The organism is Streptomyces sp. NPDC036822 (genome assembly GCF_055609145.1).
On the sequence record NZ_JBVJPY010000007.1, the window covers coordinates 96149 to 119652 of the forward strand.

The 23504-nt window shown below is 73.0% G+C and carries 22 protein-coding genes; 13 read left to right on the forward strand and 9 right to left on the reverse strand.

What is annotated here, in order from left to right:
* Window positions 1–132: 132 nt before the first annotated feature.
* The 3 genes from ACZ68P_RS18480 to ACZ68P_RS18490 all read left to right on the forward strand — a co-directional run bounded on the left by ACZ68P_RS18480 (window position 133) and on the right by ACZ68P_RS18490 (window position 2767).
* Entirely contained in the window at window positions 133–432 is a 300-nt protein-coding gene (locus ACZ68P_RS18480; protein ID WP_471007311.1) for a helix-turn-helix domain-containing protein, read from the forward strand.
* A 60-nt stretch (window positions 433–492) separates the two neighbouring features.
* Window positions 493–1668, forward strand: a complete 1176-nt coding sequence (locus tag ACZ68P_RS18485) for a site-specific integrase (protein WP_471007312.1) — start codon at window positions 493–495, stop codon at window positions 1666–1668.
* Window positions 1669–1978: 310 nt separating this feature from the next.
* The gene (locus tag ACZ68P_RS18490; RefSeq protein WP_471007315.1) at window positions 1979–2767 is read left to right on the forward strand and encodes a DUF72 domain-containing protein; all 789 of its coding nucleotides are present in this window, start codon (window positions 1979–1981) and stop codon (window positions 2765–2767) included.
* Window positions 2768–2944: 177 nt separating this feature from the next.
* Here the strand turns inward: ACZ68P_RS18490 and ACZ68P_RS18495 are convergent, their stop codons facing one another.
* A complete protein-coding gene (locus ACZ68P_RS18495) occupies window positions 2945–3616 on the reverse strand; it encodes a response regulator (protein ID WP_471007318.1) in 672 nt (223 codons plus the stop codon).
* Window positions 3617–3737: 121 nt separating this feature from the next.
* Between ACZ68P_RS18495 and ACZ68P_RS18500 the strand changes: the two genes are divergently transcribed.
* From ACZ68P_RS18500 to ACZ68P_RS18515, 4 genes are all read left to right on the forward strand, one after another.
* Complete coding sequence (locus ACZ68P_RS18500) at window positions 3738–4721, forward strand: Bug family tripartite tricarboxylate transporter substrate binding protein (RefSeq protein ID WP_471007320.1); 984 nt, start codon at window positions 3738–3740, stop codon at window positions 4719–4721.
* Between the two features lie 128 nt (window positions 4722–4849).
* Window positions 4850–5398: a tripartite tricarboxylate transporter TctB family protein gene (locus ACZ68P_RS18505; RefSeq protein WP_471007726.1), complete on the forward strand. Its 549-nt coding sequence runs from the start codon at window positions 4850–4852 to the stop codon at window positions 5396–5398.
* Between the two features lie 2 nt (window positions 5399–5400).
* Window positions 5401–6897: a tripartite tricarboxylate transporter permease gene (locus tag ACZ68P_RS18510; RefSeq protein WP_471007322.1), complete on the forward strand. Its 1497-nt coding sequence runs from the start codon at window positions 5401–5403 to the stop codon at window positions 6895–6897.
* A gap of 202 nt (window positions 6898–7099) precedes the next feature.
* Window positions 7100–7513, forward strand: coding sequence for a DUF6299 family protein (locus ACZ68P_RS18515; RefSeq protein WP_365719247.1), 414 nt, complete (start codon window positions 7100–7102; stop codon window positions 7511–7513).
* Between the two features lie 67 nt (window positions 7514–7580).
* On the opposite strand, the gene ACZ68P_RS18520 is transcribed toward ACZ68P_RS18515, so the two are convergent.
* Entirely contained in the window at window positions 7581–8066 is a 486-nt protein-coding gene (locus ACZ68P_RS18520) for a ribonuclease FAU-1 family protein (protein WP_471007324.1), read from the reverse strand.
* On the reverse strand, window positions 8047–8967 hold the full coding sequence (locus ACZ68P_RS18525) for a GNAT family N-acetyltransferase (RefSeq protein ID WP_471007326.1): 921 nt from the start codon (window positions 8965–8967) through the stop codon (window positions 8047–8049). The genes ACZ68P_RS18520 and ACZ68P_RS18525 overlap by 20 nt, the downstream gene beginning before the upstream one ends.
* A 73-nt stretch (window positions 8968–9040) precedes the next feature.
* On the opposite strand from ACZ68P_RS18525, the gene ACZ68P_RS18530 reads away from it, so the two are divergent.
* Window positions 9041–9415 (forward strand): GntR family transcriptional regulator, encoded by a 375-nt coding sequence (locus tag ACZ68P_RS18530; RefSeq protein WP_471007328.1) that lies wholly within the window; start codon window positions 9041–9043, stop codon window positions 9413–9415.
* Window positions 9416–9577: 162 nt separating this feature from the next.
* On the opposite strand, the gene ACZ68P_RS18535 is transcribed toward ACZ68P_RS18530, so the two are convergent.
* Entirely contained in the window at window positions 9578–10705 is a 1128-nt protein-coding gene (locus ACZ68P_RS18535; protein WP_471007330.1) for a DUF5925 domain-containing protein, read from the reverse strand.
* 227 nt (window positions 10706–10932) lie between these two features.
* Between ACZ68P_RS18535 and ACZ68P_RS18540 the strand changes: the two genes are divergently transcribed.
* Window positions 10933–11739: an SGNH/GDSL hydrolase family protein gene (locus ACZ68P_RS18540; protein ID WP_471007332.1), complete on the forward strand. Its 807-nt coding sequence runs from the start codon at window positions 10933–10935 to the stop codon at window positions 11737–11739.
* Here the strand turns inward: ACZ68P_RS18540 and ACZ68P_RS18545 are convergent.
* Window positions 11723–13372, reverse strand: coding sequence for a serine/threonine-protein kinase (locus ACZ68P_RS18545; protein ID WP_471007334.1), 1650 nt, complete (start codon window positions 13370–13372; stop codon window positions 11723–11725). The genes ACZ68P_RS18540 and ACZ68P_RS18545 overlap by 17 nt on opposite strands.
* A gap of 337 nt (window positions 13373–13709) precedes the next feature.
* On the opposite strand from ACZ68P_RS18545, the gene ACZ68P_RS18550 reads away from it, so the two are divergent.
* Window positions 13710–13973 (forward strand): hypothetical protein, encoded by a 264-nt coding sequence (locus tag ACZ68P_RS18550; RefSeq protein WP_365719234.1) that lies wholly within the window; start codon window positions 13710–13712, stop codon window positions 13971–13973.
* Window positions 13974–14123: 150 nt separating this feature from the next.
* Here the strand turns inward: ACZ68P_RS18550 and ACZ68P_RS18555 are convergent, their stop codons facing one another.
* From ACZ68P_RS18555 to hmgA, 4 genes are all read right to left on the reverse strand, one after another.
* On the reverse strand, window positions 14124–15320 hold the full coding sequence (locus ACZ68P_RS18555) for a CaiB/BaiF CoA transferase family protein (protein WP_471007337.1): 1197 nt from the start codon (window positions 15318–15320) through the stop codon (window positions 14124–14126).
* A gap of 195 nt (window positions 15321–15515) precedes the next feature.
* Window positions 15516–16769, reverse strand: coding sequence for a type ISP restriction/modification enzyme (locus tag ACZ68P_RS18560; RefSeq protein WP_471007339.1), 1254 nt, complete (start codon window positions 16767–16769; stop codon window positions 15516–15518).
* Window positions 16770–16845: 76 nt separating this feature from the next.
* Window positions 16846–17595, reverse strand: a complete 750-nt coding sequence (locus tag ACZ68P_RS18565) for a GntR family transcriptional regulator (protein WP_471007341.1) — start codon at window positions 17593–17595, stop codon at window positions 16846–16848.
* A gap of 12 nt (window positions 17596–17607) precedes the next feature.
* The gene (hmgA, locus tag ACZ68P_RS18570; protein ID WP_471007343.1) at window positions 17608–18930 is read right to left on the reverse strand and encodes a homogentisate 1,2-dioxygenase; all 1323 of its coding nucleotides are present in this window, start codon (window positions 18928–18930) and stop codon (window positions 17608–17610) included.
* 152 nt (window positions 18931–19082) lie between these two features.
* Between hmgA and ACZ68P_RS18575 the strand changes: the two genes are divergently transcribed.
* The 3 genes from ACZ68P_RS18575 (at window position 19083) to ACZ68P_RS18585 (ending at window position 23499) form a co-directional block, all read left to right on the forward strand.
* Complete coding sequence (locus ACZ68P_RS18575) at window positions 19083–21191, forward strand: right-handed parallel beta-helix repeat-containing protein (RefSeq protein ID WP_471007346.1); 2109 nt, start codon at window positions 19083–19085, stop codon at window positions 21189–21191.
* 206 nt (window positions 21192–21397) lie between these two features.
* Window positions 21398–22237, forward strand: coding sequence for a cupredoxin domain-containing protein (locus ACZ68P_RS18580; protein ID WP_471007728.1), 840 nt, complete (start codon window positions 21398–21400; stop codon window positions 22235–22237).
* On the forward strand, window positions 22234–23499 hold the full coding sequence (locus ACZ68P_RS18585) for a hypothetical protein (protein WP_471007349.1): 1266 nt from the start codon (window positions 22234–22236) through the stop codon (window positions 23497–23499). Before ACZ68P_RS18580 ends, ACZ68P_RS18585 begins: the two co-directional genes overlap by 4 nt.
* The last annotated feature ends 5 nt before the right edge of the window (window positions 23500–23504 follow it).

The following is a 23504-nucleotide window of genomic DNA, read 5'->3' on the forward strand; positions in this document are numbered from 1 at the left end:
AGAGTTTTTTGAGGTTTTGTCACAGCGGCCGAAGCAGCCAAACCCCCAGGTCAGCGGCCATACGGCGAGGTTCTGTCAGTTCTGTCAGCACTTTCCGGGGTTCCGGCCCCCGGACCGAGCCGAAGGAGCCAGATGGCAACCGCCCAGAAGCCGCAGCCTGATCTCGAAGCCCCCGCCCGACACCTGCCGTACGACGCCATCCGGACCGTGCGGGTGCCCACCGGAGCTTCCGCCGCACCTCCCTCGGAGCGCCGCTTGCACCGAGTCGAGGACGCGGCCGTAGTCCTCAGCATCAAGAGGACGACGGCGTACGAGGAGATCCGCCTCGGCCGACTCCGCACCGTCCGAATCGGACGGAGGCGCCTCGTACCGACCGAGTACATCGACGACTACGTCGAACTCCTCAAGCGCGAGGCCGAAGCCGCTGCTTGACCTGTTCACCCGAGGGGCCGCACCGATCCAGGTGCGGCCCCGCTCCTATGGAAGGCGCAAATGCCCGAAGCATCCGGCCGGCCCCGCAAGGCTGGCAATGGAGAAGACTCGATCTACTGGGACAAGTCCAAGGGCCGCTTCGTCGGGGCCGTCTCTCTCGGCTACACCCCGGCCGGCAAGCGGCATCGACCCAAGGTGTCGGGCAAGACGAAGACCGAGGTACGACACAAGCTGAAGGAGCTCAAGAAGGAGTTGGAGGCGGGGGTCAAGACCTCGGCCACGTATACCGTTGAGCAGGCCGTTTCGGACTGGCTGAAGAACGGTCTCAAAGGTCGCGACACCGCAAGCATCGACACGTATCGCAGCCTCGCCAAGAACCACATCGTGGCCGACCTTGGAAGGGCGAAGCTGCGCGACCTGGAGGCCGACGCGCTCGACCACTGGTTGGAAGAGAAGTCCATGGTCTTGGCGACCAGCTCTCTTCAGATGGTGCTGTCCATCCTGAGGCGTTCGATCGCTCATGCGCAGCGGAGGGGCAAGGTTCTCCGCAACGTGGCCGAGCTGGTGGAGGCACCTGAAGGCCAGACGGGCCGGCCGAGTAAGTCCCTGACTTTGCCTCAGGCCAAGGCGGCCCTCTCCGCGATGCCAGGCACCTGGATCCACGCATACCTTGCCCTCTCGCTGTTGGTCGGCATTCGTACCGAGGAGGTGCGCCCGCTTACGTGGAGCCACGTGAAGCTGGACGTGCCCGAGGATTCGGTTCCGCACGTCGAGGTCTGGCGTTCCGTGAGACGCCAGGGAGAGACCAAGACGCGGAAGAGCCGCCGGACCTTGGCCATGCCGCACCAGCTGGTCGTCACCCTGCGCGCTCTGCGGCAAGCCCAGCAAGCACAGCGCACGTTGCTGGGACTCGAAGTCCGTGACGACGACTACGTCTTTGGCACGGACAGTGGCGCGGAACGTACTGCCCATGATGTTCGGCGCGCGTTCAGATCCTTGCTCAAGGAGGCCGGGTTCGAGGCTCCCGAAGCCTGGACGCCGAGAGAACTCCGGACCAGCTTCGTATCCGTTCTGTCGGATCACGGGATCCCCATCGAGGTGATTGCTCGCGTGGTGGGGCACAGCACCACGCAGACCACGGAACTGGTGTATCGCAAGCAGATCCGCCCGGTCATCACCCAGGGCGCGGAAGCCATGGACCAGATCTTCTCGGAGGCCGACGGCGGGAGCAGTTAGGCCGGCGGACTTCAGCGCCGTGGCTCCCAGTTTGGCTCCCCGATGGCGACCGCTGTGGGGAGTCAAACCGGCGAGCAGGGTCGTTGACCAGCAAGTTTCCGGTCCGCTCTCAGAGTGGAGCCGCTTAGGGAGCCGCTAAGCGGCACAATAGAAAGGTCGGCCCGGCCCCTCCAGGACAGCGCGTACGGGCCCCCTCGGGAGCCCGGATCCGGGCGGTGACGAGACGGTGGAGCCGGGCCGCTGAGCGACCGTGGGCCCGGGCCGTGGCGAGGCGGTACGGCCCGCGCACTTCCGAGAGGAGGGACCGGCCATGCCCGTACGCGTCGGAACCTCCGGGTGGCAGTACCGGGACTGGCGCGGGGTCCTCTACCCGCCCGCGGTCCCGCAGCGACGGTGGCTGGAGGAGTACGCCCGGTCCTTCGCCACCGTCGAGAACAACAACGCCTTCTACCGGCTGCCCACCTCCGAGACCTTCGCGTCCTGGCGGGAGCGGACGCCGGAGGGCTTCGTCATGGCGGTCAAGGCGAGCCGCTATCTGACCCATCTGAAACGGCTGCGCGACCCCGAGGAGCCGGTGGCGCGCCTGATGGACCGCGCGGCCGGGCTCGGCGACCGGCTCGGGCCCGTGCTGCTCCAGCTGCCGGCCCGGTTCCGGGAGGACGTCGGCGCCCTGGACGCCTGCCTGCGGTGCTTTCCCGACTCCGTCCGGGTCGCCGTGGAGCTCCGCCACCCCTCGTGGTGGGAGGCGGAAGGTCCGCTGCGGACGGTGCTCGAGCGTTACGGCAGCGCGCTGTGCTGGGCCGACCGCGGATCGCGCCCGGTGACCCCGCTGTGGCGGACCGCGCCCTGGGGGTACGTGCGGTTCCACGCCGGCCTCGCCCGCCCGGCGCCCCGCTACGGCCGCCAGGCGCTGGCCTCCTGGGCCGGGCGCCTCGCCGACGCCTGGCCGGACGAGGCCGAGGTGTACGCGTACTTCAACAACGACACCGGCGGCGCGGCCGTCGTCGACGCCTCCCGCTTCGCCCGGGCCGTGGCGGCGCGGGGGCGGACCGTGAGCCGCACTCCCGAGCGCCCGGCGGGCGGGGGACCGGCGGGGTGAGCCGCACCGCCTGAGGGGGGAGAGCGGCGCCCTTGAGCCGCGCCGCCCGGAGAGGGAGGCCGGCGCCCCTGACCGCACCGCCCGGACCCGGGGACCCGCAGACCCGCGCCCCTGAGCCGTGCCGCCCGGAGAGGAGGCCGGCACCCCTGAGGCGCGTCCGGGGCCGAGGGGTGGCCGTCAGCCGCCGAGGCGCCGGTAGCGCCGTTCCGGGCGGCCCGTCCCTCCGTACCGCAGGGTGATCTCCGCGCGGCCCGTCTCCGCGAAGTACTCCAGATAGCGCCGGGCGCTGACCCGGGACAGCGCCCCCGCCTCCGCGCACTCCGTCGCCGACAGACCCTCCGGATGAGCCCGCAGGATGCCGTCCACCAGCTCCGCCGTGGGCGCCGCCAGGCCCTTGGGCAGCTCCCGCGAACCGGGCGGACGGGTGCCGAAGATCTGGTCCACGTCCTCCTGGCGGGCCTCGTCCAGCTCCTCCAGGCGGCTGCGCAGCGAGGCCACGTGCCGCAGCTGCTCCTGCAGGGCGGCCTGGTTGAACGGCTTGATCAGATAGTGCAGCGCCCCCGCCCGCAGCGCCGAACGGATCATGCCCGCGTCCCGCGCCGCCGTGATGAACAGCGCGTCGACCCCGAGGCCCGCCCCGCGCAGCTCGCGCAGCACGCTGATCCCGTCCATGTCGGGCAGGAAGATGTCGAGCAGCACCAGATCGGGGCGCAGCAGGTCGGCGGCGCGCAGCGCCTCGGCGCCGCTGTGCGCGACACCGACGACGGAGAAACCGTCCACGGTCGACACATAGCGGCTGTGCAGCTTCGCGACCATGAAGTCGTCGTCCACCACCAGCACCTTCGTCACGCCGCCACGCTAGGTCGCGACCACAAGGACCACAACGTCCGTTGATTGCGGAAGAGAGACAGCTTCTTAACGCGCGGGCAACATGTGGGCCACTTCACTCACCTACCGAGAGGCGGCACACGTGCGTCTGCGCACTCCCCTCGCCCTGTTCGGGGCGGCGCTGCTGGTGCTCGTGGGGCCGCCGCTGCTCTCCACCGGCAGCGGCTCCGACACCGGCACGCAGATACCGGGCCTGCGGTTCATGGTCCCCAACACGCCCGGCGGCGGATACGACATCACGGCCCGCACCGCCGCCAAGAACGCCGAGGACGCCGGTCTCACCACCGGCATCGAGGTCTTCAACCTGCCCGGCGCGGGCGGCACCGTCGGCCTCACCCGGCTCGTCGGCGAGCACGGCAACGGCCGGCTCGCGATGTCCATGGGCCTCGGCGTCGTCGGAGCCGTCCACACGAACAAGACCCCGAAGACCCTCGCCGACACCACTCCGATCGCCCGGCTCACCGAGGAGCAGGACATCGTCGTGGTCGGCAAGGACTCTCCGTACCGCACCATCCAGGAGCTTCTCGCCGCCTGGAAGAAGGACCCCGGCAAGCTGCCCGTCGGCGGCGGGTCGTCGCCCGGCGGACCCGACCACCTCGCCCCGATGCTGATGGCTCAGGCCGCCGGCATCGCGCCGAAGACCGTGAACTACATCCCCTTCGACGGTGGCGGCGAACTCCTCGCCTCCATCCTCGGCGACAAGGTCGCCTTCGGCGTCTCGGGCGTCGGCGAGTACCTCGACCAGATCAAGTCCGGCGAACTGCGTCTCCTCGCCGTCACCGGCGCCAAGCGGGTCCCGGGGCTCGACGCCCCCACCCTGCGCGAGGCGGGGCTCGACACGGAGTTCACCAACTGGCGCGGCATCGTCGCCCCTCCCGGCCTCTCCGACGCCGAACGGGACAAGCTGGTCGGCCTGGTGAGCGAGCTGCACGCCTCCCCGCAGTGGCGGGAGTCGCTGAAGAAGAACGGCTGGAACGACGCCTTCCTGCCCGGCGAGCGGTTCGGGGACTTCCTCACCGAACAGGACCGGCGCGTCGGCTCCGTCCTGAAGGAGCTGGGACTGTGAACACCCCTGAGACCCCCCGGACCCCCGACCGGTCCGAGACCCCCCGGACCCCCGACCGGTCCGAGGGCACCGGGACGCCTGAGGCCCCCCGAACGGACAGGGCCGCCGACACGGCCACGGCTCCCACGGTGCCGGGGCAGCAGAAGTCTCCCGAGGCCGCCGGGGCCCCCGCGGCCCCGAAGCGTGGCTCCTGGCTGCGCGAGCACTCCGAGCTCGGCGTCGGCCTGCTGCTCCTCCTCATCGGCGTCCTCGTCCTCACCGACGCCCTCACCATGACCGTCGACATCACCCAGCGGGGCCCCGTCGGCCCCCGTACCGTGCCGATCGTCGTCGGCGTCGGCCTCCTCGTCGTCGCCGTCCTCCTCACGGTCGACGTCCTGCGCGGCGGCCGCGGCGAGGCCGAGGGCGGCGAGGACGTCGACCTGTCCGAGCCCGCCGACTGGCGCACGGTCCTGCTCCTCGCGGGTGTCTTCCTCGCCTTCGCCGTCCTCATCGGCCCGGTGGGCTTCCCCGTCGCCGGAGCCCTCCTCTTCTGGGGCGCGGCCTACGCGCTGGGCAGCCGCCACCCGCGACGCGATCCCCTCATCGCCGCCGGCCTCTCCCTCCTCACCTACATCGTCTTCGACCACCTGCTCGGAGTCCCGCTGCCCGGCGGCCCGTTGATGGGAGTGCTCTGACCATGGACTCACTGAACTCGCTCATCGACGGCTTCGGTACGGCCCTCACCCCGATGAACCTGCTGTGGGCCGCCATCGGCGTGCTCCTCGGGACCGCCATCGGCGTCCTGCCCGGCATCGGCCCCGCCATGGCGGTCGCCCTGCTGCTCCCGGTGACCTACGGACTCGAACCGACCGGCGCCTTCATCATGTTCGCCGGCATCTACTACGGAGCCATGTTCGGCGGCTCCACCACGTCCATCCTGCTCAACACCCCCGGCGAGAGCGCCGCCGTCGTCGCCGCCATCGAGGGCAATCCCATGGCCAAGGCCGGCCGGGGCGCGCAGGCGCTCGCGGCCGCCGCCATCGGCCACTTCGCCGGGGGCATGGTCGGTACGATCCTGCTCGTCGTCCTCGCCCCGACCGTCGCCGCCCTCGCCGTGGACATCGGCGCGCCCGACTACTTCGCGATCATGGTCCTCGCGTTCATCGCGGTGACCTCCGTCCTCGGCTCCTCCCGCGTCCGCGGCCTGGCCTCCCTCCTCATCGGTCTCACGATCGGCCTGATCGGCCTGGACCAGATGACCGGCCAGCAGCGCCTCACCTTCGGCTCGCTCCAGCTCGCCGACGGCGTCGACGTCGTCATCGTCGCGGTCGGTCTCTTCGCCATCGGCGAGGCCCTGTGGGTCGCCGCGCATCTGCGCCGCACGGCGGGCGAGGCCATCCCCGTGGGACGGCCGTGGCTCGGCAGGGACGACGTCCGGCGCACCTGGAAGTCCTGGCTGCGCGGCCCCTTCATCGGGTTCCCGTTCGGCGCGATCCCGGCCGGCGGCGCGGAGATCCCCACCTTCCTCTCGTACGTCACCGAGAAGCGGCTCTCGAAGCACAAGGACCAGTTCGGCAAGGGGGCCATCGAGGGCGTCGCCGGTCCCGAGTCCGCCGCCTCCGCGTCGGCCGCCGGCACCCTCGTGTCGATGCTGACCCTGGGGCTGCCGACGACCGCCGTCGCGGCCGTCATGCTCGCCGCCTTCCAGCAGTACGGCATCCAGCCGGGACCGCTCCTCTTCGAGCGCGAACCCGACCTGGTCTGGGGCCTGATCGCCTCGCTCTTCGTCGGCATGGTCCTGCTCCTGGCGCTCAACCTGCCGCTCGCCCCCGTGTGGGCCAAGCTGCTGCGCATCCCGCGCCCGTACCTCTACGCCGGCATCCTCTTCTTCGCCGCCGTCGGCGCCTACGCGGTCGGCGGAGAGGCGCTCGACCTGGTCATCCTGCTGGCGGTGGGCCTCGTCGGCTTCGGGATGCGGCGGTACGGACTGCCCGTCCTGCCGGCCGTCATCGGCGTGATCCTCGGCCCGGCCGCCGAGCAGCAGCTGCGGCGCGCGCTCCAGATCAGCGACGGTTCGCCGGCCGGCCTGGTCGACACACCCTTCTCCGTCACCGTGTACGCAGTCGTCGTGCTCCTGCTGGTCTGGCCGCTGGTGAGGAAGGTGATCGGGCGCCGCCGCGAGAGGACGGCATGACCGCCGGGATCCTTCTCCGCGCGGTCATGGACCGCGCGGAGAAGGATCCCCGGGGTCGTACGACCGTATGACGGTCATCCTGACCGCGAGCGGTCGCATCCGGTCCCAACGCGCCCCCGAAAGGGTGAGTTTCGGACAGCGGGCGGCGTGATCCGATATCCCTGGCGGGCAACGTTCCCCCCACCCGAAAGGGACCGCGCCCATGCGTCTTCGTCTCGCCCTCGCCGCCTCCAGCCTGCTCATGGCCGCCACCGCGACCGCCGCCCAGGCGGAGCAGGCCGACGACCTCTCCGTCGACGCGTACGGGACCGTCGCCGACGACGGCACGGTCACCGTGTCCGGCACCTACCGCTGCTTCGACGACAGTGCCGGCCCCGTCTTCGTCGGCAGCACCCTCGTCCAGCAGAACCTCTCCGCCGGGATCGGCGGCACCCGGGCCGTCTGCGACGGCCAGGTGCGCACCTGGACCAACTCGGGCGTCGTGAAGGAGCCCGCCTACCGGGCGGGTGCGGCCCGGGTGAAGGCCACGCTGATGCAGCTCACGCCGACCGGTCCGATGGGGCTGCCGATGCCCGGCTTCCTGGCCGCGCAGGACTCCGACGTCACCCTGCGCTGACGTCGGAGGACGCCCCCACGGCGCGGGCCGCCCCCCCCCCAGCGGACCGCGCCGTGGGGCAGGCCCCCTACCGCAGCAGTTCCCTCAGGCCCTCGCGGCCGAGCACCTCCAGCTCGTCGAGGGCGACGACGGCGCGTGCCGCCGCCTCCGGGTCGGCGGCGGCGAGCCCGCCGGCCTCGAACTCGTCCTCGTCGAGCCGCAGCACCTCGCTGCCGTCCGCCGACACCCACAGGTCCAGGTCGAGATCCTCGACCACCACCTCGCCCGCGCCCTCGTCGATCACGGCGGGCCGGGCGATGTCGCAGTACCAGCCCTTGAGCGTGCCATCGGCGGCACGGACCTCCTTGACCGCGTACCAGCGGTCGCGCCAGTAGTGCTCGACGAAGACGTCACCCGGCTCGAACCGCACGAAGCCGAAGTCCCGCACCCCCTCCGCGGCCCAGGGGGCGCGGACGGTGAGGCGGGTGCCGTCGTCGGCGAGGACGTCGGCCGGGTAACGGATCTTCGTCCGCCCGGCCTTGACCAGCACCACATCAACCGAACGTGCGGACATGACGTACCTCCGTCGCGCAGACTTCGTAACCGAACCACGTGTTGATGGCCAGCATCGGCTCGTTCCCGGCGTCGTTGCCGGTGAACGCCTCCGTGCAGCCGGCCGCCCGGGCGCGATGGAGGGAGCGGGTCTTGGCGAGCTTGGCCAGGCCCCTGCCCCGGAACGCCGGGTCGGTGCCGGTCATCGCCGAGCTGTAGCGGCCCCGCCCGTCGGTCTGGGCGGCGCTGAACGCGGCGGGGCGCCCGTCGACGACGGCGACGGTCGTCAGCTCACGGTCGAAGAGGGGATGGTTCCACGTCGTCTCCAGCCAATGGGCGTAGTCCGTCAGCTCGGTGCCGACGTCCCCCGGCTCGTCCGCCGTGGTCAGCGCGTCGAGCAGGAACAGGGGGCGCGGATCGGCGGCGAAGTCGGCGGCGGTGCGCAGCTCCACGCCGGTGGGCGTCTCCGGGAGCGGCGGCAGGTCGGCGGTCGTCAGGTCGAGCCGCAGGAAGTGCGCGGAGCGCCGGGGAGCGTATCCGTGCCGTTCGGCGAAGGCGCGGAAACCGGGCTCGTCGAGGACCCAGCTGTAGAGGGTGGTCGCGCCCACCTCGGTGAGGTGTTCCTCGGAGGCGCGCAGCAGCAGGGCGCCGGCGCCGAGCCCCCGCTTCTCCGGGTGGACGTAGACGTTGACGGAGCCGACTTCCGGCTCGGGGGCGTCGTGCGCGACGCGCAGTTGGGAGGTGCCGACGATCTCCCCGTCGATCTCGGCGACCAGAGGACGCTCATGGGCGTCGGGATGGGCGTGGGCCCAGTCGAAGGCCACCTGGGCGGGGGTGGCGAGCATGAACGGCAGGGCAGCGTGCCGGACCCGGGCGAAGCCCTCGGCGTCCTCGGGCCGTACATCACGCACGATCACAGTCATGGGCCCGCACGCTACGGCGGCCGGTGGCGGGGCCGCCTCCCATTTTCCGGTGCGGCCCAGGCAGAATCGACGCGTGACACTGAGAATCACCGTGAACACCGGCTCCCCGACCGCCCCGTACGAACAGCTGCGCGCCCAGATCGCGGAGCGTGCCCGCTCCGGCGCGCTGCCCGTCGGCTACAAGCTGCCGACGGTACGGGGGCTGGCGGAGGACCTCGGCCTGGCGGCGAACACGGTCGCCAAGGCTTACAAGGCGCTGGAGGCGGACGGCGTCATCGAGACGCGCGGCCGCCACGGCACGTTCGTCGCGGCGGCGGGCGACGCCGCGGAACGCCTGGCCGCGACGGCGGCGGCGTCGTACGCGGGCGAGGCCCATCGGCTCGGCCTGACGCGCGAGGCGGCGGCCAAGGCGGTGGAGGACGCCCTGCGGGCCGCGTACGGGACGTGAGCCGGCCGACGGGGAGGCGGGGGCCGGACGCCGCCGCGTTCCGGACATCTCGGCCGAGGGCGCTTCGGCTCCGCGCGCCTCGCCTCCGCGGTCCGCACACCTCGGCCAAAGGCGCTTCACCTCCGCACGCCTCGCCTCCGGGGCTTCGGGTGCGCGTATCTCCTAGAGGTAGAGCCCCGCGTCCGGCCGGCGTGACTCCGGCACCCCCGCCGGAGTCGTGCCGCGCCGCAGCGCGTACAGCTCCGCCAGCGTCGCGCCCTCGCCGCCGACCCCATCCTCGGTGCCGAGCCACGCCACCGCCTCGTTCCGCGTCAGACCTCCCACCTCGATGCGCGCCAGGCACCGCCCGGGGCGCACCACCGCGGGGTGGAGCCGCTCCAGGTCCTCGTTGGTGGTGACACCGACGAGGACGTTGCGGCCCTGGCCGAGGAGTCCGTCCGTCAGGTTGAGCAGGCGCGACAGCGCCTGCCCCGCCGTGTGCTTCGCCTCACCGCGGATCAGCTCGTCGCAGTCCTCGAGGAGGAGCAGCCGCCACCGTCCCTTCGCCGTGCCCTCGTCCTCGCCGATCGCGATGTCCATCAGATAGCCGACGTCGTTGAAGAGTCGCTCGGGGTCCAGGACGCAGTCCACCTGGCACCAGTCCCGCCACGACCTGGCCAGTGTCCGCAGCGCGGACGTCTTGCCCGTGCCCGGCGGTCCGTGGAGCAACAGCAGCCTGCCCGCGATGTCGTCAGGGGTGACCTTCATCAGCCGGTCCATGGCCGTGGCGACCGGCGCGGTGTAGTTGGCCCGGATCTCCTCCCAGGTCCCGGCGCTGATCTGACGGGTCGTCCGGTGCGGACCGCGGCGGGGTGACACGTACCAGAAGCCCATCGTCACGTTCTCCGGCTGCGGTTCCGGCTCGTCCTTCGCGCCGTCCGTCGCCTCCTTGAGGACCTTCTCCGCCAGCTCCGCGCCGGTCGCCGTGACGGTGACGTCCGCGCCGCGGTTCCAGCGGCTGACGAGCAGCGTCCAGCCGTCGCCCTCGGCGAGCACGGCGCTGCGGTCGTCGTCCTTGGCCGCGCGCAGCACCTTCGCCCCGGCGGGCAGCAGGGTCGCGGCGGGCTTGACCCGGTCCAGGGTGGTGCTGTGCGAGTGCGGCTGCTCGCCCGTCGCGAAGCGTCCGAGGAACAGCGCGTCGACGACGTCGGCGGGCGAGTCGCTGTCGTCGACGTTGAGCCGGATCGGCAGCGCCCGCTGGGGGTCGGTCGGCTCGGCGAGCTCCGCCGGGGTCAGAGACATGCCGGCCATGATCCGGCAATCGGGCATTGAGCGCACAGTGTTTTGAACGGGACGATCCGCGGGTCGCGGGCCGGTGCGCGCCGCGGCGGCCGGCGGCCCGACAGATGGCCTGATCACGACGGTCGCTGACGGGCTGTCGGGATCTTCTCGTCAAAAGTTCTTGGCATGGACACTTCCAGCGGACCGGCTGCGCTGCTACTACCTGGTAGGCAGAGGTCCTGCTACAGGGAGGTTCCATGAAACTGTCCCGATTCGCGGCAATCTCGTCCTCACTCCTCCTCGGTGCCGTCCTCGCCCTCACCGGCGCGGGGACCGCACAGGCGGCCGAAACCGCCGCCGTCGACTACGTGGCACTCGGCGACTCGTACTCCTCCGGTGTCGGAGCCGGGAGCTACGACGGCGCCAGTGGCGACTGCAAGCGCTCCACCCGCGCCTTCCCCGTCCTGTGGGCGAGCGCCAACGCGCCCTCCTCGTTCGCCTTCACCGCGTGCTCGGGCGCTCGAACGGGTGATGTCACGGCGGGTCAGCTCGGACCCCTCTCCACCGCCACCGACCTGGTCTCCGTCACCATCGGCGGCAACGACGCCGGCTTCGCCGACGTCATGACCACCTGTGTCCTCCAGTCGGAGGCCACCTGTATCAGCCGTGTGAATCAAGCCAAGAGCTATGTCGACACCACCCTGCCCGGACGTCTCGACGCGGTGTATTCGGCCATCAGAGCCAAGGCCCCCAACGCGCGTGTCGTGGTCCTCGGCTACCCCCGCTTCTACAAGCTCGGCGGCGGCTGCGTCGCCGGACTGAGCGAGAACGAGCGGCGCGCCATCAACGACGGGTCCGACCACCTCAACGCGGCCACCGCCAAGCGCGCGGCCGACCACGGTTACACCTTCGCGAGCGTCGTCCCCGCCTTCACCGGACACGAGATCTGCTCCGGATCGGCCTGGCTGCACAGCGTCAACTGGCTCAACATCGGCGAGTCCTACCACCCCACCGCCTCCGGCCAGTCCGGCGGCTACCTGCCCACCTTCAGGGCCGTGGCGTAAGCGCCCCGTCCGAGGAGGCGGCCCCGCCCGTCGGGGTCGCCTCCTCGCACGTCACGGAGAAGCGCACCGCGTTCGACCGGACCTCGACCGGAGAGCGGACCTCCACCCGCATCCGGTCCCGGCGCGTCCCGCCCGCCCGGTACGTCGGCTCGGTGTGGCCGACCCGCCGCTGCTTCGGGCCGTCCGCCGTGAACTCCAAGGTCCGCCAGGCGCCGGTGGAGCTCTCCCCGCTCTCGGTGGCCCAGCGGTACTCCACCGAGGCGGGGGTGCGTCCCACCGCGAACGTGGCGGTGAAGGCGGGCGCCTCGTCGGCCGGAGGCGGGCAGGGGCCGGCGTAGCCCCCGCGGACGGCCGTGACGTACACGAGGACCGTCTGCGCCGGCGGCGTGCCGGTGACCGTGGTGGTCGCCGTCGTCGTGGTGGTCGCGGTGGCCGTGGCGGTCGTCGTCGCGGTCGTGGTGGCCGTCGTCGTGGTCGTGGGGGCCGTTCCGGGGGAGCCGCTCGGGGCGCCCGACGTGCGTGCCGGGGGAGGAGTCGGACCCGGTACCCCACTCGTGGCCCCGGCACCCGTGCCCGTACCGCCGCCCGGCCCCTCGTCGCGCAGCAGCGCGTACGCCACCAGCCCCCCGGCGATCAGCAGGAGCACGATCCCGGCGACGAGCAGCACCCCCGCGCGCCCCTGCCGCCGTTCGCCCCCGGCGGGGACCAGGGCCCCCACGACCTGCGGGCCCGCGCCGCCGCCGGGGGAGAAGGGGGAGGCGGAGGAGGAGACGGTCGGGCCCACCGGCCCGTACGGCTCCGCCCGCACCGGCCCCGACCGCGGCGACCCGCCCGCGCCCACCAGGCGCAGCTGCCGTTCGGCCTCCACCGCGGTCAGGCGCTCCCGTGGGTCCTTGCGCAGCAGCCCTTCGATCACCGGGCCCAGGGGCCCCGCGCGGCGCGGCGGTGGAAGCTCCTCGTCCACCACCGCCCTCAGGGTGCTCAGCGGAGTGTCCTGCCGGAAGGGCGAGTTGCCCTCCACCGCGGCGTAGAGCAGCACCCCGAGCGACCAGAGATCGGAGGCCGGGCCGGGTCTCTCGCCCAAGGCCCGCTCGGGCGCGAGGAATTCGGGCGACCCGATCAGCTCCCCCGGCACGGTGAGGGTCGAGGCCCCGTCCACCGCCGCGATGCCGAAGTCGGTCAGCACCACCCGGCCGTCGTTGCCCATCAGGACGTTGACGGGTTTCACGTCCCGGTGCAGGACCCCGGCCGCGTGCGCGGCGCTCAGCGCGGCCAGGACCTCGGCGCCGACGTGTGCGGCGCGGCGCGGTGGCATGGGGCCCTCCGCGTCCAGGACCTCGGAGAGGGTGAGCCCGCGGATCAGCTCCATCACGATCCACGGACGGTCGTGCTCGGTGGCCACGTCGTACACCGTCACCACGTTGCGGTGCGAGATCCGGGCCGCCGCCCAGGCCTCCCGCTCCAGGCGTGCGTACAGCCTGCTCTCCTCGCCCGCCGGGAGGCCGGCCGGGGCACGCACCTCCTTGACGGCCACCTCGCGGCCGAGCGCCTCGTCCCGGGCGCGCCAGACGGTCCCCATTCCGCCCTCGCCCAGGATGTCCAGGAGCCGGTACCGGCCCGCGATCACGGTCATGGCGCGTTCCCCTGTCCGTCGGTGGCCCGGTGGTGCATTTCTGCCCCCGTACGGGGTACTTCGAACTCCATGGGGCGCGAGGGAGGTGATCTTGGTGGTGGAGATCACAGTCCGTCAGATGTCCATGGCCGGCGCCCTGGCGTGCAGGATGGTTCGTGACAGTTCGGCAGGTGTTCGATCGCTGTCCAACTCGCCCTGGAATCAGATGGATTCGGACAGTAACCGTCAACCCCCGTACGAGTGTGGTGAATCCTGCCGCCGGGATACACGGGTGTGACGGTGGGGCGATAGGGTTAACCTGCCCGGGCCGGGTGCCCTCGTTAGGGTGGGGAGTGACATGGAACAGATAGCAATGCGCAGCAGGCCGCGAGTGCCTGCCATCACGTGCGGGAACAGCGCGACCAGTTCGCGGCTCGACCGCCATCTCGCGGTGCTCGGCGGTCCTGCCGTGCCGCAGCGCGAGGCGGCCGAGGCCACGCTGCTGATGCGAGAACTGACGACGCGTGACCGCGCGCACAGCCGACGCAGCAAGAGCGCGCGGGTCTCGCTCTTCGCACCCCTGCGCCGACTGCGCCGCTCGCTCTTCGGAAGCCGGGGCTAGCAGCCCAGCGGAAGGGTTGTGGGCAGACGTTCCTCCCCCAGACTCCGTCCGGGGGATCCCCTGCGGAACGGATGGACACAACCCCGAAGACCGGACGACACGGCCCCGGAGACGGGGCTCGGACACCCGTTCACCACCTCCCCGAGACCCTCACGCCACGACACCGTCCACGCGTAGCCCCCGCAGCTCGGCCGCAGTGACCCCCAGCTCCCCCAGCACCCGCTCCGTGTCCTCCCCCAAGGCGGGGATCCGGTCCATCCGGGGGTCCGGCCCGTCGGGGAAGACGACCGGCGGCAGCAGCGAGCGCAGCGGCCCCACCGGCGAGTCCACGGACCGCCAGCGGTCGCGCGCCGCGAGCTGAGGATGGTCGGCCAGATCCGCCACGGTGTTCAGACGCGCACAGGCGATGCCCGCCGCGTCCAGGCGGTCCAGCGCCTCGGCCGCCGTCAGCGGCGCCAGCGCGTCGCCGACCACCGCGTCCGTCCTCTCCCGGCCGGCCACCCGCGCCGTGTTCGTGGCGAAGGCCGGATCGTCCGCCAGCTCCGGACGGCCGAGAACCCCCGTGGCCAGCCGCCGCCACTCCCGGTCGTTCTGCACGGACAGCAGCACCAGACTCCCGTCGGCCGTCGGATAGGCGTCATAGGGCGCGATGACCGCGTGCGCCAGGCCCGTGCGCGCCGGGGTCGTGCCCCCGTGCATCCCGTGGTGCAGCGGATGTCCCATCCACTCGGCCAGCGCGTCGAGCAGGGACACCTCCACCGGTCCGCCACGCCCCGTGGTGCCCCGCCGCACCAGCGCCGCGAGGACACCGGCGTACGCGTACATCCCCGCCGCGATGTCGGCCGCCGGAATCCCCGACTTGACCGGCCGTTCCTCGGTCCCGGTCACCGACACGAGCCCCGCCTCGCACTGCACGAGCATGTCGTAGGCCCGCTTGTGCGCGTACGGCCCGCCCGGCCCGTAGCCCGAGACGTCCACCGCGACCAGCCGGGGATGGGCGGCGCACAGCGTGGCCGCGTCCAGGCCGAGGCGGGCCGCCGCGCCCTGCGCGAGGTTCTGCACGAAGACGTCGGCGCCGGCCACCAGGCGCCGGACGAGCGCGATGCCCCGCGGCTCCTTCAGATCGATCGCGACCGACTCCTTGCCGCGGTTGCACCACACGAAGTGCGAGGCGAGCCCCCGGGCCGCCGTGTCGTAACCCCGCGCGAAGTCCCCGCCGTCGGGCCGCTCGATCTTGACGACCCGTGCGCCGAGGTCGGCGAGCTGGCGGGTGGCGAAGGGCGCGGCGACCGCCTGCTCGACCGCGACGACCGTGATCCCCTCCAGGGGGAGTGGCTGAGTGCTCATGACAGCCCTGCCTACCCGGTGGAGGAGGCACTTGTCACTGCGGTCCTCGTCACCGCGCCCCTCGTCACCACCTCGGCCGCCTGACCGTAGGCACGCGTACCGACGCTCACCCGTGTCCGTGCCGGTGATCATCGGTGGGGGGACCGCCGCCGGGCCGTCCCGCGCGTCGGCGCCCGCAGGCAGGCCCGGGCGCGGCTACAGAAGGGCGAACTGGCCCTCGGGGCCCTCCTCCTGGTGGTCCAGGACGGACGCCGGGACCCGTGCCCCCTGCGGTACGGGCAGGACGGCGGCTTCCCGCAGGGCGCCGCGGGTCAGCGACGGGGTCACGTCGAGGGCCGCCCGCTCCGGTTCGCGCTGCGCCAGGAGGGCGAGGACCGTGATCAGTTCGAGCAGCTCCGAGGTCCACTCCTGAGGCCAGGCCGCCGGGCCGATCGCCTCCAGCGTCCCCGGCTCGGCCGGCGCCGTCCGGTGCGCGAACCACTGCTCCAGCATGCGGACGCCCCCGACCCGGAACTCCCACGCCTCGACCGGCACCGGCGAGATCCGGCCGCCGTCGACCTCCAGCGCCTCCTCCTCGGGGTCGTACACCGGCGTCGTCGGCCGGGCCGGGAGGGGTGCCCGTACGTACGGCCGCCGGCCGCCGGGCAACCGGGGCTTCCCGCCGCCGCGGGCGCCCCGCAGCTGGACGCCGCTCAGCAGCCGGCCCAGCTCCACCCCCCTGGCCCACACGGCCGGATCCCGCGGCAGGGGGACCCGGCACCCGGCGGGGGAGGGGCGGGCGGCCGCGACGGCCCACGCGAGCAGCTCCTCGGCGGTGACCTCGTGCCCGTACCGCTCGCCGAGCAGGGGCAGCAGCCCGGGGGTCACGTTCGGCTCCCGGCCGCCCGGGCGGCGGAACAGCGGGCGGATCCGGCCGGGACGGCCGGCCGGGGAGCGGCCGTCGGGCAGGGCCGCGGTCACCAGCAGGGCGGGCCCGCCGCCCGTCCCCGGTCCGCTGCCGGGCACGTACCCCTGCTCGACCGCGAACAGCTGGCGGTCGTCGGCCACGCGCCACAACTCGGGCCGTGCGGTGTCGATGAGCCGGTGGTCCGGGATCAGCCACTGCTCGTCGAACGGGCCGTGGGCGAGACGTACGGGTGCCGGGCACGGCCCCGCCTCGCGCGCGAAGCGGCCGGTCCCGGTCGCCTGCCCGGGCAGGGCCGCCACCGAACTCGACGGCGTACGCGCCCTGCTGGGCCGGAAGAGCCTCTCGCGTTCCTCGCCCTCGGCGCCCACCAGACGGTCCCAGCGGGCGCGCAGGGTGCGGACGTCGGGGGCCACGATCCAGGGCCGGCCCAGGCGCAGCGGTGCCACGGACCACGGCATGAGGTCGTCGAGCAGGGGCGCCTCGTCCGGTGCCTCGTCCGGAGCGTCGTCCGCGAGCGGGTCTTCGTCGGTCACGAGCCGCATGCTAGTGAGCGGCCCCCGGACGGCGCAGCCGCGCGTCCGTGCGCGCGGTCCGGCGGTGGGCCGGGCCGGGTCCCGGTCAGTGGGCCTCGACCGTCACCGTGAAGGAGAACCGGTCGCCCCGGTAGAAGATGCGGGCCACGTCCACCACGCGCCCGTCCGCGCCGTAGGTCACGCCGGTGTAGTGCAGGATCGGCGAGAGCAGCGGCACCTTGAGCAGGGACGCCGTCTCCGGGTCGGCGAGCCGGGCCTCGACCGTGTCCGTGATCCGGCTGATCCGGACGCCGACGACGTCCCGCAGCACCTTCGTCATCGGCCAGCGCTCCAGGTCGGCCGGGTCGAGACCGGCCGCCACGTCCGGGCGGACCGCGTTCAGGGCCCAGTTGGTGGGCTCGCCGCTCTCCCCGTCGCAGCGCAGCCGCCGGTAGGCGATCACCTCGGACTCGTCGGGGAAGTACTCGGCGAGCTCACCGGGCACCGGCTCGGCGCCGTGGCCGAGAACCGTCGTCAGCTCGCCCGACTGCTGGGCCACGATCGCGTCGATCGAGCCGAGCAGCCGGCGCGGGGTGGAGCGCCGGGCGCCCGGCTCGATGAACGTGCCGCGCCGCCGGTGCCTGCTGATCAGCCCCTCCTCCTCCAGCTCCTTCAGGGCCTGCCGCATGGTCAGCACGCTCACGCCGTAATGGGCGGCGAGCTGCTCCTCGGTGGGCAGCCGCAGCGAGGCGTCGGGCGTGCGGCCCAGTATGGAGGCGCGCAGGGACTGGGAGACCTGGTACCAGAGCGGCAGCTTGCGGTTCAGGACCAGTGAGTCGGGAGCGAAGGCGGTCACGGTTTCTCCGTACTACGACCGGAAGTGGCGCTCAAGACCCTGCCACACGTCGTCGTAGCCGCTCTGCAGATGGTCGGCGTTCGCCGCCCGGCCGGTGGCCGTGATCGGCCAGCGCGTCTCGAACATGAAGGCCAGACCGTCGTCGATCTTCTGCGGCTTCAGCTCCGCCGCGCTCGCCCGGTCGAACGTCTCCCGGTCGGGGCCGTGCGCGGACATCATGTTGTGCAGCGAGCCCCCGCCCGGCACGAAACCCTCCGCCTTGGCGTCGTAGGCGCCCTCGATCAGGCCCATGTACTCGCTCATGACGTTGCGGTGGAAGTACGGCGGGCGGAACGTGTCCTCGCCGACCAGCCAGCGCGGGGCGAAGACCACGAAGTCGACCCCCGCGAGACCGGGGGTGTCGGACGGTGAGGTCAGCACCGTGAAGATCGACGGGTCGGGGTGGTCGTAGGAGACCGTTCCGATGACGTTGAAGCGGTGCAGGTCGTAGACGTACGGGGTGTGGTTGCCGTGCCAGGCGACCACGTCGAGCGGGGAGTGGCCGTAGGTCGCCGACCAGAGGTTGCCGCAGTACTTGTTGACGACCTCGACCGGGCCCTCGACGTCCTCGTAGGCGGCCAGAGGCGCCCGGAAGTCACGCGCGTTGGCCAGGCCGTTGGCGCCGATCGGGCCGAGGTCGGGCAGCTGGAAGGGGGCTCCGTAGTTCTCGCAGACGTACCCCCGGGCGCTCTCGTCGAGCAGCTCGACGCGGAAGCGGACCCCGCGGGGGATCAGCGCGACCTCGCCGGGGCGGGCGGCGAGCAGGCCCAGCTCCGTGCGCAGGAGGAGACCGCCGCGCTCGGGGACGATCAGCAGTTCGCCGTCGGCGTCGCTGAAGATCCGGTCCATCGAGGCGTTGGCGTGGTAGAGGTGCACCGCCATGCCGGTGCGCTGGGTGGTGTCGCCGTTGCCGCCGAGCGTCCAGAGGCCGGCGAGCCAGTCCGTCCCCGGGGCCGGGTCGGGCAGCGGGTTCCAGCGCAGCCGGTTGGGGTCCGGGACGGTCTCGGTGAAGGGCGCCGAACGGACGGCGCCGTTGTCGATCCGGACGAACGGCGGGTGGGCGGCCGAGGGGCGGATCCGGTACAGCCACGAACGCCGGTTGTGGGCGCGGGGCTCGGTGAACGCGCTGCCGCTCAGCTGCTCCGCGTACAGGCCCAGCGGTGCCCGCTGCGGCGAGTTGCGGCCGTGCGGCAGCGCGCCGGGGACCGCCTCCGAGGTGTGCTCGTTGCCGAAGCCGGTGGAGTACCCGAGTCCCTCGGCCGTCTTTCTCGCCAGTGCGGTGCTCTCCGTGGTCATCGCGCGCTCCCGTTTCTCATGCCCAAAAGAATCCTATGCATGACCGTAGGATTCCGCCCCCGCTCGCGTCAACGGGGCGCTCGCGGTGGGAGTGGGACGAAGTCCGTGCACGAGGGGTTCCAAAACATGAACATTGCTCTACTCTCCAGGCCATGTCGTGGACCCGCAGGCTCCTTCTCGCGCTCTCGGTCGTCCTGGCGGCGCTCGCCGCCGCCCTCGCCGCCGCCCCGGGGGCCCAGGCCCACGAGGAACGGCCCGTCACCTTCCCCGACGGCTCCGGCAGCGTGCCGACGCCGCGCACGGGGGAGCCCGACCTCCTGGTCTGCAAGACCGACCGTGCGGACTTCGACCGCCGGATCGCCCGTTTCCCCGCCGCGCTGAAGACCCGGAACCTCGCCCTCTTCGCACGCTGCGCCCGGGGCGGGCCGGCCGGGGGGTACCGCCATCTCCAGCAGGCCGTCGATGCCGTCGACCGGCCCGGCATGACCATCGCCGTCCTGCCCGGCCTGTACGAGGAGGAGCCCTCGCGGGCCGCGCCGACCGGCGCCTGCGCCGCGCTGGACGCGCCCAGGTCGGCACTCGGCTACCAGATCCTCTCCTACGAACAGCAGCGACAGTGCCCGCACAACCAGAACCTGGTCGCGATCCTCGGCAAGAAGAACCTGCAGATCGAGGGCACCGGAGCCTCACGCCTCGACGTCGTCGTCGACGCCGCGTACACCAAGCTCAACGCCCTGCGGGCCGACCGCTCCGACGGGATCTACTTCCGTAACTTCACCGCCCAGCGCACCACCTTCAACTCTCTGTACGTCCTCGCGGCCGACGGCTTCGTCATCGACGACGTCCTGACCCGGTGGAACGACGAGTACGGCTTCCTGACCTTCGCCTCCGACCACGGCCTCTACAGGAACTGCGAGTCGTACGGCAACGGCGACTCCGGCATCTACCCCGGCTCGGCCTCCGACATCAACAACGGCCGCGGCTACGACGTCCCCCGCTACTCCATCGAGATCACCGGCTGCCGCAGCCACCACAACATGGTCGGCTACTCGGGCACGGCCGGTGACTCGGTCTGGGTGCACGACAACGAGTTCGACCACAACATGGGCGGCGCCTCCATGGACTCCGCCTTCCCCGGCCACCCCGGTCTGCCGCAGAACCACGCCCGCTTCGAGCGGAACCTGATCCACGACAACAACCAGAACTACTACCGTCACGTCGCCGACGGCACCTGCGCCAAGCCGCCCGTCGAGCGCGGCTACGAACAGGGCGTCGTCTGCCCGCAGATCTCCATGCCGCCGGGCACCGGCATCATCACCGCCGGAGGGAACTGGAACCTCTACGAGAACAACTGGGTGTACGGGCACCAGCGCGCCGCCTTCTTCCTGAGCGCCGTCCCCGCCTTCATCCGCGGCGAGTCGGCCTGGGGCAAGCAGACCGACACCTCCCACCACAACCGCTATGCCGGGAACCACCTTGGCGTCGACCGGTCCGGCGCGTCCCGTCCCAACCGCACGGACGTGTGGTGGGACGGCCAGGGCGGCGGCAACTGCTGGCAGCCCGGTACCGGCGCCTCCACCCCGGGCGTCCTGCCCGAGTGCGGGGCGCGGCGGGGCGAGGTCGCCGGGAACACCGACCGGCTCGTCGGCGAACCGGCCAAGCTCGCCCACCTGCTGGTGTGCGCCGACTACGACGTCCAGGCGCGGCGGCTCCCGGCGGGCTGCGACTGGTACGGCGCCCGGGGCATCCAGCGCGTCGAGACCCAGCTCGCCCTCGCGTGCGCGGTCGTCCTCGGCCTGATGGGCACGGTCCTGTGGTGGCGCCGGCTCCGGCACAGCCGGCTCGCGGGCGCGGCGACCCTCGTCGGCCTCGTCGGCCTCGGCCTGGACGTGGCCGGCTCGACCCTCGGCCGGGCCTCCGGCCTCCTCCCCGCCCTGGCCCTCCTCCTGATCGGCGGCTGGTGGGCGGCCCTCGGCCTCGCGCTGCGGCCGACCCGCCCCGCCTTCGCCTGGACCACCCTCGCCCTGGGCCTCCTCACCCTCCTCGACGCCTTCGACAAGGCCGTCCTGATGATCCCCTGGGTCCCCCTCGGCCCCGCCTGGCTGCGAGGGCTCCTCGCGGTGGTGTGGGTGCTCTGGGCGGTCGTCGTGGCGGGCCGACGCGCACCTGGGGCGGTGGGCGACCCCGACCCCGCCCCGGCCCCCGGCCCGTCGCCCACCGCCGCGACCACCCGCGCCCCGAACGCCGAAGGCGCCTCATGAGCCGCCCACCGGCCAGGGCGACCGCCTCGCGCACGCGGGAGACCGCCTGGCGCACGCGGGCGGTCCGGGGCGGCCGGGCCGTGCTGTCCGACCGGCCCGTCCTGCCCGGCCGGGCCGCCGCGAGCGACTGGGCCGTCCCGGGCGACCGGGCCGCCCTGCCCGGCTGGGCCGTCCTGCCCGGCCGGGCCGCCGTTCTCGCCGGGGTCATGCTGGCCGTCGCGCTGACCGCCGCCGGGTGCGGCGGTCGCCCCACCACCCACCACAAGCCCGGTACCAGCCATCAGGAGGCGACGGCGGGCAGCGGCACGCTGCTCGCCGCCAAGGACGAGGCCGGGCACCGGCTCCGGGAGGTGCCGGCAGCGGGGGCGCCCGCCGTACGCGTCGAGATACGGCCCGACACGGAGGGCGGCTGGAACGTCCACCTCGTGGTGGAGAGGTTCCGGTTCACCCCGGAGAGCGTCGGCGGCGCGGCGCTCCCGGGCCGTGGGTACGCCCGGCTCCTCGTCGACGGGGGCGACCGCGGCGACGGTGCCGGGGGAGTGGCCGCCGGGACGACCGGGCGGGTCTACGGCCCCTGGCACCACGTCCCGCCCGGCACCCGCGCCCTGACCGTCCGCCTCCACGCGGACGACCACACGGTCTGGGCGGTCGCGGGCAAGCCGGTCGAGGCCACCGTCTCCCTCGCTGCCGCCGCCCGGCCCGGCACCGCCGCCCCGACCACCGCGGCGCCACCCGGCGTCCCGCCCACCGGCACCACGCCGACGCCGTCCGGGGCCACCGCCGGCGGCCGGACCGTCGAGATCACCGTCTCCGGGACGTCCGTCCGGCCGGCCCCCTCCCGCATCGAACTGAGGAAGGGCGAGCGGATCACCCTCCGTGTCACCAGCGACCGCGCCGACACCCTCCATGTCCACGGCTACGACCGCCAACTCCCGCTCCCGGCCGGCCGCCCCGGCTCCCTCACCCTGACCGCCGACCGCACCGGCCTCTTCGAGGTCGAGACCCACGAGTCCGGACTCGTGCTGACCCAACTCCTCGTCCGGTGACCACCCTCGCCCACGGCGTCGGCGCTCGGCACGACCTGCCCCTCTCGCCCTTCTACGCCTACGCCGGAGCCTTCGCCGCGCTCTTCGTCTCCTTCCTCGCCCTCGGCCTGATGTGGTCCTCCTCCCGGTTCCACGGCGACCGCTCGGGCACGCCGCTCCCCGTCGTCCTCCAGCGCCTCGCCGACGCCCCGGCCACCCGCACCGCCCTCCGCCTGCTCGGCCTGGCCGCCGCGACCGCCGTCCTGCTCCACCTCCTCCTCGGACCGGACGACCCCGACCGCAACCCCGCGCCCGGCGCCGTCTACGTCCTGCTCTGGGTGGGGCTCGTCCCCGCCTCCCTGCTCCTCGGACCCGTCTGGCGCCTCCTCAACCCCCTGCGCGCCCTCCACGTGCTGCTTCCCGCTCCCCGCACCCCACGCCCGCTGCCGCCCGGCCTCGGCATCCGCCCCGCGGCCGCCGGACTCCTCCTCTTCGCCTGGCTCGAACTCGCCGCCCCCGAACCGGCGTCGAGCCCCACCCTCGTGACCTTCCTCGCCGTCCTCACGGCCGTCGGCCTTCTCGGCGCCGCCCGTCACGGCCCCGACTGGTTCGCCCACGCCGACCCCTTCGAGGTCTACTCCTCCCTCTTCGCCCGGCTCTCCCCGCTCGGCCGCCGCGCCGACGGCCGGCTCGTCGTGCGCTCCCCCTTCGACGGCCTCGACTCCACCCCGCAGACCCCCGGCCTCGTCGCCACCGTCTGCGTCCTCCTCGGCTCCACCGCCTACGACGGCCTGTCCGACAACCCCCGCTGGCTCACCACCCTCCAGACCTCCGCCTTCGGCCCCACCTTCACCGCCACCCTCGGACTGCTCGCCGCCGTCGCCCTCGTCGCCGCCCTCTACGGCCTCTGCGCCGGCACGCTGCGCCTGTTGTCCCGCGCACTCGCCCACCCCCTCACCTCCTTCGCCCACTCCCTCCTGCCGATCGCCCTCGGCTATCTCGTCGCCCACTACTTCACACTCCTGGTCACCGAAGGACCACGTACCGTCATGATGGCAGCGGGTACTGACAACGCCTCCTCGCCCGCCCCGCCCCTGGGCCCCGGCGGTCTCGCCACCCTCCAGGTCCTCGCCGTCGTCACCGGTCACGTCCTCGGGGTCGTCGCCGCCCACGACCGCGCCGTGCGGCTCTTCCCGCCGGCCCGGGCGGTGGCCGGCCAACTCCCGCTGTTCGCGCTGATGATCGTGTACACCCTCGGCGGTATCGGCCTGCTCGTCGCCTGACCCGG